13 protein-coding genes are annotated in these 15,797 nt (G+C 71.2%); 7 read left to right on the forward strand and 6 right to left on the reverse strand.

What is annotated here, in order from left to right:
* Positions 1-42 precede the first annotated feature (42 nt).
* Together ACFYZZ_RS00550 and ACFYZZ_RS00555 are read left to right on the forward strand one after the other, a co-directional pair.
* Positions 43-591: a DUF485 domain-containing protein gene (locus ACFYZZ_RS00550; protein WP_389169645.1), complete on the forward strand. Its 549-nt coding sequence runs from the start codon at positions 43-45 to the stop codon at positions 589-591.
* Positions 588-2,180 (forward strand): cation acetate symporter, encoded by a 1,593-nt coding sequence (locus tag ACFYZZ_RS00555; protein WP_389169647.1) that lies wholly within the window; start codon positions 588-590, stop codon positions 2,178-2,180. Before ACFYZZ_RS00550 ends, ACFYZZ_RS00555 begins: the two co-directional genes overlap by 4 nt.
* A gap of 49 nt (positions 2,181-2,229) precedes the next feature.
* Here the strand turns inward: ACFYZZ_RS00555 and ACFYZZ_RS00560 are convergent, their stop codons facing one another.
* Positions 2,230-2,922, reverse strand: coding sequence for a response regulator (locus tag ACFYZZ_RS00560; RefSeq protein ID WP_116128939.1), 693 nt, complete (start codon positions 2,920-2,922; stop codon positions 2,230-2,232).
* Between the two features lie 159 nt (positions 2,923-3,081).
* Between ACFYZZ_RS00560 and ACFYZZ_RS00565 the strand changes: the two genes are divergently transcribed.
* From ACFYZZ_RS00565 to ACFYZZ_RS00575, 3 genes are all read left to right on the forward strand, one after another.
* Positions 3,082-3,897, forward strand: a complete 816-nt coding sequence (locus tag ACFYZZ_RS00565) for an ABC transporter ATP-binding protein (protein WP_386575892.1) — start codon at positions 3,082-3,084, stop codon at positions 3,895-3,897.
* Positions 3,887-4,765 carry an ABC transporter permease gene (locus ACFYZZ_RS00570; protein ID WP_389169651.1) on the forward strand — a complete coding sequence of 293 codons (879 nt, stop codon included), beginning with the start codon at positions 3,887-3,889 and terminating at the stop codon, positions 4,763-4,765. The genes ACFYZZ_RS00565 and ACFYZZ_RS00570 overlap by 11 nt, the downstream gene beginning before the upstream one ends.
* A gap of 86 nt (positions 4,766-4,851) precedes the next feature.
* Positions 4,852-5,913, forward strand: coding sequence for an ABC transporter substrate-binding protein (locus tag ACFYZZ_RS00575; protein ID WP_389169654.1), 1,062 nt, complete (start codon positions 4,852-4,854; stop codon positions 5,911-5,913).
* Positions 5,914-5,934: 21 nt separating this feature from the next.
* Here ACFYZZ_RS00575 and ACFYZZ_RS00580 read toward each other — a convergent pair whose 3' ends face one another.
* The 4 genes from ACFYZZ_RS00580 to ACFYZZ_RS00595 all read right to left on the reverse strand — a co-directional run bounded on the left by ACFYZZ_RS00580 (position 5,935) and on the right by ACFYZZ_RS00595 (position 10,678).
* A complete protein-coding gene (locus ACFYZZ_RS00580) occupies positions 5,935-6,615 on the reverse strand; it encodes a response regulator (RefSeq protein ID WP_389169657.1) in 681 nt (226 codons plus the stop codon).
* Positions 6,612-8,303: an ATP-binding protein gene (locus tag ACFYZZ_RS00585; protein WP_389169660.1), complete on the reverse strand. Its 1,692-nt coding sequence runs from the start codon at positions 8,301-8,303 to the stop codon at positions 6,612-6,614. The genes ACFYZZ_RS00580 and ACFYZZ_RS00585 overlap by 4 nt, the downstream gene beginning before the upstream one ends.
* Positions 8,304-8,425: 122 nt before the next feature.
* Positions 8,426-9,367 (reverse strand): sucrase ferredoxin, encoded by a 942-nt coding sequence (locus tag ACFYZZ_RS00590; RefSeq protein ID WP_389169663.1) that lies wholly within the window; start codon positions 9,365-9,367, stop codon positions 8,426-8,428.
* A gap of 54 nt (positions 9,368-9,421) precedes the next feature.
* Entirely contained in the window at positions 9,422-10,678 is a 1,257-nt protein-coding gene (locus tag ACFYZZ_RS00595) for a citrate synthase (protein WP_389169665.1), read from the reverse strand.
* Positions 10,679-10,791: 113 nt separating this feature from the next.
* Between ACFYZZ_RS00595 and ACFYZZ_RS00600 the strand changes: the two genes are divergently transcribed.
* Positions 10,792-11,955 carry a citrate synthase/methylcitrate synthase gene (locus ACFYZZ_RS00600; RefSeq protein WP_389169668.1) on the forward strand — a complete coding sequence of 388 codons (1,164 nt, stop codon included), beginning with the start codon at positions 10,792-10,794 and terminating at the stop codon, positions 11,953-11,955.
* A gap of 123 nt (positions 11,956-12,078) precedes the next feature.
* The gene (locus ACFYZZ_RS00605) at positions 12,079-13,146 is read left to right on the forward strand and encodes a CobW family GTP-binding protein (protein WP_389169671.1); all 1,068 of its coding nucleotides are present in this window, start codon (positions 12,079-12,081) and stop codon (positions 13,144-13,146) included.
* Here ACFYZZ_RS00605 and ACFYZZ_RS00610 read toward each other — a convergent pair.
* Positions 13,143-15,602, reverse strand: coding sequence for a DNA topoisomerase (ATP-hydrolyzing) subunit A (locus tag ACFYZZ_RS00610; RefSeq protein ID WP_389169674.1), 2,460 nt, complete (start codon positions 15,600-15,602; stop codon positions 13,143-13,145). The genes ACFYZZ_RS00605 and ACFYZZ_RS00610 overlap by 4 nt on opposite strands.
* Positions 15,603-15,797: the final 195 nt, after the last annotated feature.

The raw sequence follows: 15,797 nt of genomic DNA on the forward strand, positions 1-15,797 counted from the left end.
GAAGAAGAGTCAGGGATCTTCCCGATCTGTCCATCCTTGGGCATGCAGTCAAGCAACGGTCGTGCCCGAGGGGCCGGGGACGGTTCCGGGGACCCGGCCCAGAGCCAGGAAGACCCCGGCGCGGTGTCCCGCGACGCGAGGTACGAGGACCCTTGGTACGACGCGCTGGCCACCGGCTGGGGCGAGCTGGACGGGGCCGGTGTGCCGGCACGGGCGGTACCGTCCGCGCGCGGGGAGCAGGACGCGTCGGATCTTCGCGCTCGCAACGTATACGTCGAGGTGCAGCGCAGCGAGGCCTTCCAGGAGGTGCGCAGCAGGTACCGGCGGTTCGTGGTGCCGGGGGTCGCCGCCTTCCTCGCGTGGTACGTGGGGTACGTGGTTGCGGCGACGACCGCTCCCGGACTCATGGCCCGTCCCGTGATGGGAGCGGTGAACGTGGCGATGCTGGCGGGACTCGGGCAGTTCCTGACCACGTTTCTGTTCACCTGGGCCTACGCCCGGCATGCGCGGCTGCGCCGGGACCGGGCGGCGCTGGAGCTGCGCTGGGACACCCAGGAACTGACACGCGGAGTCCAGGGAGGCGCCTCGTGACCGGCGATCACCAGATGCTGGCGCTGTTGCTGTTCAGCGGCTTTGTGGCCGTGACCCTGGGGATCACCACATGGGTGAGTCGCAGGCGGCAGGGTTCGGCGGAGGAGTTCTACGCCGGCGGGCGGCTCTTCTCCCCGATGGAGAATGGTTTTGCCATCGCGGGCGACTACATGTCGGCCGCCTCCTTCCTGGGGGTCACCGGGCTGATCGCGCTGTTCGGCTACGACGGGCTGCTGTATGTGGTGGGCTTCCTTGTCGCCTGGCTGGTCGTGCTGTTCCTGGTGGCGGAACTGGTGCGCAACTGCGGGCGGTTCACCCTGGCCGATGTGGTGGCCGCGCGGATGAGCGAGCGGCCGGTGCGGATCGCCGCGGGAACTTCCTCGGTCACGGTGTCCGTTCTGTATTTGGTGGCGCAAATGGTGGGCGCGGGCAGCCTGGTGGCGCTGCTGCTGGGGCGGACGAGCGGGGCGGCCCAGGCCTGGACGGTCATCGGCGTGGGCGCGCTGATGGTGATCTATGTGTCCCTGGGGGGCATGCGGGCCACCACCTGGATCCAGATCGTGAAGGCGGTTCTGCTGCTCAGCGGGACGGTCGCGCTGACCGTGCTGGTGCTGGTGCGGTTCCACGGCGACTTCGACCGGCTGCTGGTCACGGCCGCGGAGCGCAGCGGCCACGGGAGCGCGTTCCTGGCACCGGGGCTGAAGTACGGCGGGAGCTGGACGGCCCGTCTCGACTTCATCAGCCTGGGGCTCGCGCTGGTGCTGGGCACGGCAGGGCTGCCGCACATCCTGTCCCGGTTCTACACGGTGCCGACCGCGCGGGCGGCCCGTCGCTCGGCGGTGTGGTCCATCGGGCTGATCGGCGGCTTCTACCTGATGACGATCGTCCTCGGCCTGGGGGCCGCCGCCGTGGTGGGGCCGGACGTCGTGAGCCGCTCGAACGCGGCCGGGAACACGGCGGTTCCCCTGCTGGCGCTCGATCTGGGCGGCGGCGCCGGTTCCACCGGTGGAACGGTTCTGTTCGCGGTCGTCGCGGCCGTCGCCTTCGCGACGATCCTCGCGGTGGTCGCCGGGATCACGCTCGCCTCCTCGGCGGCCGTGGCGCACGATCTGTACGCGTCGCTGCGGCGGCGGCACGTCAAGGCGCGCAGTGAGGTGGCGGTGGCGCGGATCGCGGCGGTCGGCATCGGTGTCGTGGCGATCGCCCTGGGCCTGCTGGCCCGGGACCTCAACGTCGCCTTTCTGGTGGGCCTCGCCTTCGCCGTGGCCGCGTCGGCGAATCTGCCGGCGCTGCTGTACTCGCTGTTCTGGCGTGCCTTCACCACGCGTGGTGCGGTGTGGGCCGTATACGGCGGGCTGATTCCCGCGCTCGGCTTGGTGCTCCTGTCCCCGGTGGTGTCCGGCAGCCCGGACTCGCTCTTCCCGGACGTCGACTTCCAGTACTTCCCCCTGCAGAACCCGGGCATCGTCTCCATCCCGCTCGGCTTCCTCGCCGGCTGGCTGGGCACGGTCACCTCGGACGAGTCCGCGGACGAGGCCAAGTACGCGGAGACCGAGGTGCGCTCGCTGACCGGGGCGGGAGCCGTCTAGCCGACGGCGTCCGCACGGCCGTTGCCCGGCAGATGGCTGCCCGGCCGCCCTATGGCGCCACCCACGCGTAGCGGTGTTCCGGGCGGCCGGTGTCGCCGTACTTCAGGGAGAGGCGGAGGCGGCCCGCCTGTTCCAGGTGGCGGAGGTAGCGCTGGGCCGTGGAGCGGCTCAGGCCGGTTCGGGCGGCGACCTCGTGGGCCGACAGGGGCTGGTCCGCACGGTGCAGGACGCCGCAGATGAGGTCCGTCGTGGGCTCAGAGTGGCCGCTGGGCAGGCCCGGCGCGGACGGCGCGGGGGAGGTGCGCAGGGCGCCGAAGATCCGGTCGACCTGTTCCTGGCCCGTCAGACCCCGGCCGCCCACCCGGTCGACGGTGCGGCGCAGGGCCGCGTAGGAGTCCAGCCGGGTGCGCAGGGCGGCGAAGGTGAAGGGCTTGACCAGGTAGTGCAGGGCGCCCAGGCGCATCGCCTGCTGCACGGTCGTCACATCGCTGGCCGCCGTGATCATGATGACGTCGGTGCCGTGGCCCTGCTCCCGCATGCGGTGGACGAGTTCGAGGCCGGTCCGGTCCGGCAGGTAGTGGTCGAGCAGGACGAGGTCGATGGCGCCGCGTTCGACGGCGGCCAGGGCCTGGGCGGCGCTGTGCGCGCGGGCGGTCACCCGGAAGCCGGGAACCTTCCCCACGTATTTGGCGTTTATCTCAGCGACGCGGAAGTCGTCGTCCACCACCAGGACGTCAATCATCAGGCCTCTCCTTCAAGGCCGGCGAGCGTTAAGCCCGTGTTTCGTGCTCCGCAGTTGTAGCGCGAGCAAAATGAGCACAACAGGCTCTTGCGAGCAAAAGAACGGCTTGTGCTCACAAGACTGCAGCTGTGGCCGGGGCCACACCTACCGTCCCGGCCCATGAGCACAGACACCAGCCCCGCCATCGAGCTACGGGGCGCGAGCAAAACCTTCAGGACCCCGTCGGGGGGTCTGCACACGGCCGTGCGCGACCTGGACCTCACCGTGCGGCGTGGCGAGTTCGTGGCCGTCGTCGGACCCACCGGCTGCGGGAAGTCCACCACGCTGACCCTCGTCAGCGGCCTGGAGGAGCCCACCGAGGGCGAGGTGCTGGTGGCCGGGCAGCCGGTCGACGGCGTCGGCGACAAGGTCGGCTTCGTCTTCCAGCAGGACGCCACCTTCCCCTGGCGGACGGTCCTGTCCAACGTCATGGCCGGCCCCCGCTTCCGGGGCGTGCCCAAGGCGGAGGCCAGGCAGAAGGCCCGCGAGTGGCTGGCCCGTGTCGGACTCGCGGCCTTCGAGGACCGCTACCCGCACCAGCTCTCCGGCGGCCAGCGCAAGCGCGTCGCCCTCGCCGCCACCTTCGTCAACGACCCCGAGATCCTGCTCATGGACGAGCCGTTCTCGGCGCTCGACGTGCAGACCCGCGCGCTGATGTCGGACGAGCTGCTGGAGCTGTGGGAGGGCACCGGAGCCTCCGTCGTCTTCGTCACCCATGACCTGGAGGAGTCCATCGCGCTGGCGGACAAGGTCGTCGTGATGACCGCCGGGCCAGCGACCGTGAAGCAGGTATTCGACATCGACCTGCCGCGGCCGCGCAAGGTCGAGTCGGTGCGCCTGGAGCCGCGGTTCATCGAGATCTACCGCGAGATCTGGGAGTCCCTCGGCGAAGAGGTCCGCATCACCCGCGAGAGGGGTGCCGCGAATGTCGCCTGACGTCATGCCCGAGGCTCAGGTCGCGCTGACCATGACCGAGCCCGGCAACAAGACGGACCGCACGCAGTCGCGCGCGCGTGCCGCCCGCAGACGCAAGGTCGTCGTCATGGGCGCCCGCGTACTGCTCCTGATCGCCGTCCTCGGCCTCTGGGAGGCGCTCTCCCGGGCCAAGACCATCGACCCGTTCAACTTCTCGATGCCCTCGAAGATCTGGGACCAGATCTCGACCTGGGTGATGCACGGGACCGCCCAGGGTTCGCTCGGCGAGCAGATCTGGGCCACGGTCCAAGAGGCGCTGCTCGGCTGGGTGCTCGGTGTGGTCGCCGGTGTCGTGTTCGGTATCGCCCTCGGGCGGATCACCTTCCTCGCCGACGTCCTTGGTCCATACATCAAGGTGCTCAACTCGATCCCCAGGATCGTCCTTGCCCCGATCTTCGTGATCTGGTTCGGACTCGGCCCCGCCTCCAAGGTCGCGTCGGCCGTCGTGCTGGTGTTCTTCCCGGTGTTCTTCAACGCCTTCCAGGGCGCCCGCGAAGTCGACCGCAACCTGGTCTCCAACGCCCGGATCCTCGGCGCGAGCGACCGCAGGGTCACGCTCCAGGTCGTCATCCCGTCGGCCACCTCGTGGATCTTCACCAGCCTCCACGTCAGCTTCGGCTTCGCCCTCATCGGCGCCATCGTCGGCGAGTACATCGGCGCGACCAAGGGCATCGGCCTGCTCGTCGCACAGTCGCAGGGCACCTTCAACGCGGCCGGCGTCTACGCCGCGATGGTCATCCTCGCCGCCGTCGCCCTCGTCGCCGAAGGGCTGCTCACCTTCGCCGAGCGCCGCATCTTCCGGTGGAAGCCGGCGGGCTCCGACAGCTGAACGCCCCCGAACCACCCCCCTTTCGCACGCTTCTCCGAGCCACCCCCCTTTCCCCGCACCGCCCTCTCACAAGGACGTGAACCGCCATGCGCAAGTCCGCCAGATACACCACCCTGGCCGCCGCCGGTCTGCTCGCCCTCTCCTCCCTCACCGCCTGTGCCAATGACGCGGCGAGCACCGCCTCGGCCGGCTCCGGCAGCAAGGGCGACGGCAAGGGCACGAAGGTCAAGATCATGGTCGGCGGCCTCGACAAGGTCATCTACCTGCCCGCGATGCTCACCCAGCGGCTCGGCTACTTCGACGCCGAGGGCCTCGACGTGGAGCTGCTGAGCGAGCCCGCCGGCGTCCAGGCCGAGACCGCGCTCGTCTCCGGCCAGGTGCAGGGGGCGGTCGGCTTCTACGACCACACCCTCGATCTGCAGACGAAGGGCAAGGCCGTCGAGTCCGTCGTGCAGTTCTCTCAGGCGCCCGGCGAGGTGGAGATCGTCTCCAACAAGGCGGCGGGCGACATCAGTTCGCCCAAGGACTTCAAGGGGAAGAAGCTCGGCATCACCAGCCTCGGTTCCTCGACCGACTTCCTCACCAAGTACCTCGCGGTCAAGAACGGTGTGAAGATCAACGAGTTCAGCCCGGTCGCCGTCGGCGCTGGACCGACCTTCATCGCCGCTCTCCAGCAGGGCTCCATCGACGCCGGCATGACGACGGACCCGACCGTCGCCAACGTCCTCGACAAGAAGCTCGGCAAGATCCTCCTCGACATGCGGACGCCGGAGGGTTCCCAGAAGGCGTTCGGCGGCCCGTACCCGTCGTCGAGCCTGTACATGCAGACGGACTGGGTCAACAGCCACAAGGACACCGTCCAGAAGTTGGCCAATGCATTCGTCAAGACGCTCAAGTGGATGTCCACCCACGGCGCGGACGAGATCGCGGCCAAGATGCCCGCCGACTACTCCCAGGGCGACAAGGCGCTCTACGCCGAGGCCATCAAGAGCTCGCTGCCGATGTTCACCAAGGACGGCGTGATGCCCGCCGACGGCCCTGAGACCGTCGAGAAGGTCCTCAAGGCGTTCAACCCCAGCATCAAGAACACCAAGGTGGACTTGAGCAAGACGTTCACGACCGAATTCGTCGAGAAGGCCGCCAAGTGACGCCCGCTCGCTGACGCCCGCTCAGGCGCGGGTCGCCCACACGTAACGGTGTTCCGGGCGGCCCGCGTCGCCGTATTTGAGGGTCAGCCGGGCTCGTCCGGTGCGCTCCAGGAGCTTGAGGTAGCGCTGGGCGGTCTGGCGGCTCACCCCGGTCCGCTCGGCGATCTCCTGGGCGGACAGCGGCCCCTCCGCGCTCATCAGGGCCTGGCGCACCAGCTCGGCCGTGGTGGGGGAGTGCCCCTTGGGCAGCGCCGGCTCCGACGGCGCCGACAGGGCGCCGAAGATGCGGTCCACCTCGGCCTGTTCGGCCTCGCCGCCGCCGTCCAGCGTGCGGCGCAGCTGGGCGTACCCCTCCAGCTTGGCCCGCAGCCCGGCGAAGGCGAACGGCTTCACCAGGTACTGCAGGGCGCCGTGCCGCATGGCCGCCTGGACGGTCGACACGTCCCGCGCGGCCGTCACCATGATCACGTCGGTCTGGTGGCCGCGCCGGCGCATCTCCTGGACGACCGCGAGCCCGGTGTCGTCGGGCAGGTAGTGGTCCATGAGGACCAGGTCGAGCCGCGGGAGCGTCTCCAACTGGCGCAGCGCCTCGGCCGCGTTGTGCGCCTCGCCGGCCACATGGAAGCCGGGCACCTTCTCGACGTAGGCGGCGTTGACCCGAGCGACCCGTACGTCGTCGTCCACGACCAGGACCTCGATCATCGCGCCTCCTCCTCGGCAGCGGTGGGGACATCTCCGGGGGGCGGTTCCCCGGATCCCGTGAGGGCCGGCTCCAGTTCCGGCTCGGTCAGTGCCTCGGGCAGGACGACCGTGAACTCCGCGCCTCCGCCGTCCGCGGCGCCCACCCTCGCGCTCCCGCCCTGCCGTTCGGCGAGCCGGCGCACCAGCGAGAGCCCGAGGCCCCGCTTGCCGTGCGCGGGCGGCTTCTTGGTGGACCACCCCTCCGTGAAGATCAGCTCACGTTGGTCCTCCGGGATCCCGGGCCCGGTGTCGTGCACGCGGAGGACGACCGTACGGCCCTCGGCGCGCAACTCGACCTCCACGCGCGCGTGTGGAGTGCCCGCGACCGCGTCGAGCGCGTTGTCCACGAGGTTGCCCACGACCGTGACCAGACCCCGGGGGTCGATCAGCCGGTCCGGGAGCCGGGTGCGCTCCGACACCCACAGGGCGACCCCTCGCTCGGCCGCCACGGTCGCCTTGCCGACCAGCAGGGCGGCGAGCAGCGGGTCCTGGATCTTCTCGGTGACCTGCTCGGCGGTGACCCGGTGGTCCCCGACGACCTCGCCGACGAACTCCACGGCGTCGTCGTACATCTCCAGCTCCAGCAGCCCGAGCAGGGTGTGCATGCGGTTGGCGTGCTCGTGGTCCTGGGCGCGCAGGGCGTCGATCAGGCCGCGCGTGGAGTCGAGTTCGCGGCCCAGTTGCTCCAGTTCGGTGCGGTCGCGCAGGGTGGCCACGGCGCCGCCGTCGTCCGTGGGCATGCGGTTGGCGACCAGGACGCGCTGGCCGCGTACGGTCAGCAGGTCGGTGCCGGTCACCCGCCCGGCCAGGACGTCCGCCGTACGACCCTCGCCCAACGCCTCGTCCAGGGACTTGCCGACGGCCTCGTCGCCGATGCCCAGCAGCCGCCGTGCCTCGTCGTTGAGCAGCCGGATGCGGCCGCCGCGGTCGAGGGCGACCACGCCCTCCCGGATGCCGTGCAGCATCGCCTCGCGCTCGGCGAGCAGCGCAGAGATGTCGGAGAAGGCCAGGTCCCGGGTCTGCCGCTGCACCCGCCGGGAGATCAGCCAGGCGGCCAGCGCGCCCACCGCGAGAGCGCCGCCGGCGTAGGCGAACAGCCCCGGGATCGCGCCGATCAGCCGGGCGCGCACGCTGTCGTACGCGATGCCGACCGAGACCGCCCCGATGATCCGGTGGTCGGCGTCGTACAGGGGCACCTTGCCGCGGGCCGAGCGGCCCAGGGTGCCCTTGTCGATCTCCATGACCTCCTTGCCGCGCAGCGCGTCGCGGGGGCTGGTGGACACCCGGTGGCCGATCTCGCTCGGGGTGGGGTGAGACCAGCGGATCCATCGCCGGTCCAGCACCACGATGTACTCGGCGTGCGTGGCCTTCCGGATCCGCTCGGCCTCCTGCTGCACCGGTCCGCTGCGGGTCGGCGGGGTGTGCTCGACGCCCTCGGCGATCTGCGGGTCCTGTGCCGTGGTCTGGGCGATGGCCAGCGCGCGGCGCATCGCCTCCTGGTCCAGCTGCTTGCTCAGCGGAGCCAGGAAGAGCCCGGTCGCGAGCACCGCGACCCCCGCGGCGATCGCCACCTGCATCAGCAGCACCTGCGAGAAGACCCGCCGCGGCAGACCGAGGCGCAGGCGGCGTGCGGGGGGAGTGGGGCTCATACCCACGACGGTACGTGGGGGGACGTCGGTCGCCGTAGCGGGTGTGGCGTGGATCTCTTGACCGTTTCTTGAAGAAGTGGGTGCGGGGGATCTTGAAGACGCGGCCGCGGGAGTGGGCCGGATCAGCTCGCCAGCGCCGTCGTCCGCAACTCGCGCACGGCCACCACGTCCATCCGCGCCGGCGTCCCGAGCACCGCCGCGCCGCAGCTCTCCGGGCGCGGCGGCAGGGACGCGCCCTGGGCCACGGTGACGAGCCAGTGGCGGCCGTCGGTGTGGGCGACCACGACCTCCCAGCGCGGCGCCCTGCCCTCGGTCCGTACGACACTCAGCGCGCCCGCCGCGTACTCGCCCGCCGCCGAGCGCACGGCCAGCTCGGCCGCCTGGCCGGGCCGGTCCCAGGCGGAGCACCCGCGGCACCCCTCGACCACCACGTGGCCCTCCTGGACCCCGTGCAGGGCCTCCTTGATGGTGTGTGCCTCCGCGCGGCCGTAGGCGTAGCCGTACGGCAGGACGAGGACCGTGGGCGCGAAGCGATGACCACCCAGATGGGTGACCTCCCAGACGCCCCGAACACCGGACGAGGCCAGCTCGGCGGCGAGGGGGCGGCCCAGGAGTGCGCAGCAGCGGTCGCGCTTGCCGTTGGTGCACACGAGCGCGAGCGGGTCGCCCGTGTGCGGCCTGCCGTCCAGCGCCGCGCCGAAGGAACGGTGGTCGCCCGCGCCCAGAGCGGCGAAGTCGAGGCCGAGCAGCCGGTGCGGATCGCGGGTGGTGGCGCTGTGCAGCCAGACGTTCCCGGGGACGGTGTGGGCCACGTACACCTGCCGGAGCGCGGGCGTGCCCGGGTCGGCGTGGCGGCCGGGGCGCCGGATGAGCGCGACGCGGACGCCGGTTCCCTCGGCGGCGGCCTCCAGGGCGCGGCCCAATGTGGGGTCGAGATGGCTCGAAGTGAGCGCCTTGACGCCCCACGGGCCGGGCTGTTCCAGCAGCAGCCACGTCGTCGCCGTGGCAGCCGTGCCGGAAACGGGCTCGTCGAGGCTCCGGGAGACGGTCGCGCACCTACTCACAGAGGTGAGCCTAACCTGACTTTCCCCGGGGCGACTTCCGGCCGTGCCCGTGCGCTACTCCGGGAGGGGCTGCGGAGGGCGCGGACCGACGTAGTGACCGCTGGGGCGCATGCGCAGCGGACGCTCGCCGTACTCCTCCAGGGCGTGGGCGATCCAGCCCGCCGTCCGGGCCACGGCGAAGATGGTCTCGCCGGCCGTGGCGGGCATGCCGCAGGAGGCGGTGAACACCGCGAGGGCCAGGTCGACGTTGGCGTGCAGCGGGGTGTGACGGGCGGTCGTGGCGACGATGTCACGGGCCGCCAGCAGAGCGGGTTCTGCTCGCGGGAGCTGTTCCAGGAGGCCGAACAGGACCCGCGCGCGCGGGTCTTCGCCGGGGTAGAGCCGGTGACCGAGTCCGGGGATACGGCGTCCCGCGCGCAGCTCGTCCGCGATCACCGGGACGGCGGTGCCCTGGTCGAGGACGTCGAGCAGCATCCGGTGGGCCAGGCCGCTGGCGGCGCCGTGCAACGGGCCCTCCAGGACGCCGAGTCCGGCCGAGACGGCCGCGTAGGCGTGCGCGCGGGCCGAGGCGGCGACCCGGACGGCGAGCGTGGAGGCGGCCAGGTCGTGGTCGACGAGCAGGGCGAGGGCGGTGTCCAGGACGCGCAGTGCCGCCTCGTCGGCGGGGCGTCCGGTCAGCCGGCCCCACAGTCGGTGGGCCAGCGGGCCGTCGTCCTTGGGGGCGTGCAGGACCGGCGGCAGCGCGGCGACGAGCGTGGGGATGAGGGTGCGCGCCGTGCTCAGCACGGCCTGCTCGGACAGGTCGAAACGCAGCGGGTCCTCGGCCGCCGCGGCGATCGCCGCCACCCGCAGCCGGTCGGTGGGGGAGGTGTGCTCGGGCAGGGCGCGCACGGCGTGGCGGGCGACCTCGACGGTCTCCTCGGGCGCGGTGAAGGTCACGCCCCGCGTCATCCGGCCCGTCCACAGCCACTCCGCGACCTCCTCGTAGGAGTGGCGGGCGGCCAGCTCCGTGGCGTCGACGCCACGGAAGTAGTACCGGTCCTTGTCGATGAAGGTGAGCCGGGTCCGGACGGACAGATCCCCGCCGGAGCCCGGACTCCCCGCCGCTTCCCGCCGGTTGCGCCGGGCCAGGGCCTCGACTTCGCGTGCTTCGAAGGTGCTGGCGCGGCCGCCCGGCTCGCGCCTGCTGCTGAGCAGGCCGCGGCTCACGTAGGCGTACACCGTCTCCGGCTTCACGCCGAGCAGTTCGGCGGTCTCCTTGGTGGTCAGCCTTTGCCCGGGACGGTCGGGAGCGGGTTCGTGATCGCGCATGGAGGTCACCGTAGCCGCCCCTGCACACCTTGATAGCCATGCATTGATTGGATCAACATTGACACGAAAGTCATCAAGCATGGACAGTCGGATCAAGTCCAGGGAGGAACATGATGTCCATCAGCAGGACCGCACCCCGTGTCGACGTACCGCGCGGCCTCGCCGGAGTCGTCGTCACCGACACCGAGATCGGGGACGTACGGGGGCTCGAGGGCTTCTACCACTACCGCCAGTACTCGGCCGTCGAACTCGCGCGGACCCGCGGCTTCGAAGACGTCTGGCACCTCCTCGTCCACGGCACGCTCCCGGACGCGGAGCGCCGCGCCGCCTTCACCGCCGAGACCGCGAGACTGCGCCGGCTGCCCGAGGAGGTCCGCGCTGCCCTGCCCGCCATAGCGGCGGCGAGCCGCATCTCCGGACCGCTGGCCGGGCTGCGCACGGCGCTGTCGCTGCTGGGCGCGGCGCAGGGGTTCCGGCCGGTGTACGACATCGACGCCGACCGGCGCCGCGCGGACACCGTCGCCGTCTGCGCGGCCGTACCGACCCTGCTGACCGCGCTCCACCGGCTGGGGCAGGGCCTCGACGCGGTGGAGCCACGCGAGGACCTGTCGTACGCGGCCAACTACCTGTACATGCTCACGGGTGAGGAACCGGACGTTCGGCGAGCCCGTGCCGTCGAGCAATACCTGATCTCAACCATTGATCACGGATTCAATGCATCAACCTTCACCGCGCGGGTCATCGCGTCCACGGGTGCCGACGTGGCGGCCTGCCTGGTCGGGGCCGTGGGCGCACTGTCCGGGCCGCTGCACGGCGGGGCCCCCAGCCGCGCCCTCGACACCCTGGACGCGATCGGAACGCCCGACCGCATCGACTCCTGGATCCGGGAGCGGGTGCTCGCCGGCGACCGGATCATGGGCTTCGGGCACGCCATCTACCGCACGGAGGACCCCCGTTCGCGGATGCTGCGCGAGATCGCCCAGGGCTTCGGAGGCGCACGCGTCGCCTTCGCCGTCGAGGTCGAGCGGCAGGTCGAGGCGATCCTCGCCGAGCTGAAGCCGGGCCGCGAACTGCACACGAACGTCGAGTTCTACGCGGGCGTGGTCATGGAACTGTGCGGCCTGCCCCGGGAGATGTTCACCCCCACCTTCGCGGCGGCCCGGGTGGTCGGCTGGAGCGCCAACATCCTGGAACAGGCGGACGACTCGAAGATCATCCGGCCGGTCGCGAAGTACGTGGGCCCGGAGCCGCCGGCCGCGGTGCCGGCACAGCCCTGAGAGACCCCCGCGAGCCGCCGGCGCCCGGCCCGATGCGCACGCGGGCCCCGGCGGCGCCCCTCCCCACGAGGCCCCGCTCTTTATCCTGGTCCGGCAGTCGGTCCACGTGAGAGAGGGCGCCCGTTGGGCAACAGCCGCACCCCGCAGCAGATCCCCGTCGTCGTACTCGCCGGATTCCTCGGCTCGGGGAAGACCACGCTCCTCAACCACCTGCTGCACCGCAGCGGAGGCAGCCGCATCGGGGCGATCGTCAACGACTTCGGCGCCATCGAGATCGACGCCATGGCCGTCGCCGGCGCCCTCGGCGACTCGACCGTCTCGCTCGGCAACGGCTGCCTGTGCTGCGCGGTCGACGCGAGCGAACTCGACGTCTATCTGGAGCGGCTCGCCGCGCCCGCCGCCGGCATCGACGTCATCGTCATCGAGGCCAGCGGCCTTGCCGAGCCGCAGGAACTCGTGCGGATGGTGCTCGCCAGCGAGCATCCCGGCATCGTCTACGGCGGCCTCGTCGAGGTCGTCGACGCCGCCGAGTTCGACGGCACCCGAGCCCAGCACCCCGAGATCGACCGGCACCTCGCCCTCGCCGACCTCGTCGTGGTCAACAAGCTCGACCGGGCGCCGGACGCCGACCGCGTCCTGCGGTTGGTCCGCTCGCTGACCGAGCGGGCAGCCGTCGTCCCCGCCACCTACGGCCGCATCGACCCGGAGTTCCTCTTCGACTGCCGCCCCAGCGAGGAGCGCATCGGGCAGCTGTCCTTCGACGACCTGCACGAGCACGGCGGCGACGACGACCATCACGGCCACCTGCACACCGGCTACGACAGTCTGTCCTTCACCTCCGACGTGCCGATGGAGCCCCGTCGGCTGATGCGGTTCCTGGACAGCCGTCCGCAGGGGCTGTACCGGATCAAGGGGTACGTGGACTTCGGGCCGTACGACGCCGTCAACCGGTACGCCGTCCATGCCGTCGGCCCGTTCCTGCGCTTCCACCCCGAACCGTGGCCGCCCGCCGACGCCCGCCGCACCCAGCTCGTGCTGATCGGCTCCGGCATCGCGGCGGACGCCCTCGGCAAGGAGCTGGAGGGGTGCAGGAACGACGCCCCACACGCCGACGAGCACGGCATGTGGGGCGTCCTGCGGTACGTACAGGGCTCCGAGGAGGAGCCCGACGCAGTGGCGTACGTGGGCTAGAACACCGGTCCCGCGACCACTGACACCGTCTTCGCCAGCGATGTGCCCGAGCCGTCCCGGCGCGGGTCCGGCTCCGGCAGCTCCACCGGGGTGCCGTTCTTCTGCGCCGCCCGGGCCGGGACGGGACCCGCCCAGGCCAGCGACAGGCAGTCCTCGCCCTTCAGGAACCGCTGGCAGCGCACGCCGCCGGTGGCCCGGCCCTTGCGCGGGTACTGGTCGAACGGGGTCAGCTTGGCCGTCGTCTGCACGGAGTCGTCCAGCGTGCCGCGCGAGCCCGCCACCGTGAAGACCACCGCGTCGGCGGCCGGGTCGACCGCCGTGAACGAGATGACCTTCGCGCCCTCGGTGAGCTTGATGCCCGCCATACCGCCGGCCGGGCGGCCCTGCGGGCGGACGATGGAGGCCTGGAAGCGCAGCAGCTGCGCGTCGTCCGTGATGAACACCAGGTCCTCCTCGCCGGTCCGCAGCTCCACCGCACCGACGATCCGGTCGCCCTCCTTGAGCGTGATGACCTCCAACTCGTCCTTGTTGGACGGGTAGTCGGGCACCACACGCTTCACGACACCCTGCTCGGTGCCGAGCGCCAGACCCGGGGACGACTCGTCCAGCGTGATCAGGCAGACCACCGTCTCGTCGTCCTCCAGGGAGACGAACTCCGCCAGCGGCGCCCCTCCGGCGAGGTTAGGCGCCGTCGCCGTCGCGGGCAGCTGCGGCAGGTCGACCACGTTGATCCGCAGCAGGCGGCCCGCCGAGGTCACCGCGCCGATCTCACCGCGGGCGGTCGCCGGGACCGCCGAGACGATCACGTCGTGCTTGGCGCGCCTGGCGTCGGCGTCCACCGTGAACGGTTCGCTGTCCGCCGTACGGGCCAGCAGACCCGTGGAGGACAGCAGCACCCGGCACGGGTCGTCGGCGACCTGGAGCGGGACGGTGGCCACCGGGGCGCCGGCCGACTCCAGCAGCACCGTGCGCCGGTCGGTGCCGAACTGCTTGGCGACGGCGGCCAGTTCGGCCGAGACCAGCTTGCGCAGCTCCGCGTCCGAATCCAGGATCCGGGTCAGCTCCGCGATCTCCGCGGTGAGCTTCTCCTTCTCCGCCTCCAGCTCGATGCGGTCGTACTTGGTGAGCCGGCGCAGCGGCGTGTCGAGGATGTACTGCGTCTGGACCTCGCTCAGCGAGAACCGCTCCATCAGGCGCTCCTTGGCCTGCGCGGAGTTCTCGCTGGACCGGATCAGCCGGATGACCTCGTCGATGTCGACCAGCGCGGTCAGCAGACCCTCGACCAGGTGCAGACGGTCACGGCGCTTGCCGCGGCGGAACTCGCTGCGGCGCCGCACGACGTTGAAGCGGTGGTCGAGATAGACCTCCAGCAGCTCCTTCAGGCCCAGGGTGAGCGGCTGCCCGTCCACCAGGGCCACGTTGTTGATGCCGAAGGACTCCTCCATCGGAGTGAGCTTGTACAGCTGCTCCAGGATCGCCTCCGGCACGAAGCCGTTCTTGATCTCGATGACCAGACGCAGGCCGTGCTCGCGGTCGGTGAGGTCCTTGACGTCGGCGATGCCCTGGACCTTCTTCGCGTTGACCAGGTCCTTGATCTTCGCGATCACCTTCTCCGGACCGACCGTGAACGGCAGCTCGGTGACGACCAGGCCCTTGCGGCGGGCGGTCACGGTCTCGATCGAGACCGTCGCGCGCATCTTGAAGGTGCCGCGGCCCGTCGCATACGCGTCCCGGATGCCGTCCAGGCCGACGATCCGGCCGCCGGTGGGCAGGTCGGGGCCCGGGACGTGCCGCATCAGCGCGTCCAGGTCCGCGTTCGGGTGCCTGATCAGGTGGCGGGCAGCCGCGATGACCTCGCGCAGGTTGTGCGGCGGCATGTTCGTCGCCATGCCGACCGCGATGCCCGAGGAGCCGTTGACCAGCAGGTTCGGGAAGGCGGCGGGCAGTGCCACCGGCTCCTGCTCCTGGCCGTCGTAATTGGGCGTGAAGTCGACCGTGTCCTCGTCGATCGACTCCGTCATCAGGCTCGTCGCCTCGGCCATCCGGCACTCGGTGTACCGCATGGCGGCCGGCGGGTCGTCGTTGCCCAGCGAGCCGAAGTTTCCGTGGCCGTCGACCAGCGGGAGGCGCATCGAGAACGGCTGGGCCATGCGCACCAGGGCGTCGTAGATCGACGCGTCGCCGTGAGGGTGCAGCTTGCCCATGACCTCGCCGACGACCCGGGCGCACTTCACGTAGCCGCGGTCGCGGCGCAGGCCCATCTCGTTCATCTGGTAGACGATGCGGCGGTGCACCGGCTTGAGGCCGTCACGGGCGTCCGGCAGGGCGCGCGAGTAGATGACCGAGTACGCGTACTCAAGGTAGGAGCCACGCATCTCGTCCACGACGTCGATGTCGAGGATCTTCTCCTCGTACGAGTCGTCGGGCGGCGGGGTCTTCGTGCTGCGGCGGGCCATCGCTGCCGGCTCCTTGCTACTGAGGCGTTTGATGGATCTGACGCGGACCATTGTGGACCGAGGCACTGACAAGCCGTGCCATGACCCGGTCCCAGCGGGATTCCCGCACCCGCGGAGCCGGGTCCGGCGCAGGCTACGCGATCCGCTGTGGGCGTACGTCCGGCGGGAACTTCGCCGAGGCCTCGCACGCTTTGC

Source organism: Streptomyces sp. NPDC001816 (assembly GCF_042892235.1).
Classification (GTDB): Bacteria; Actinomycetota; Actinomycetes; order Streptomycetales; family Streptomycetaceae; genus Streptomyces.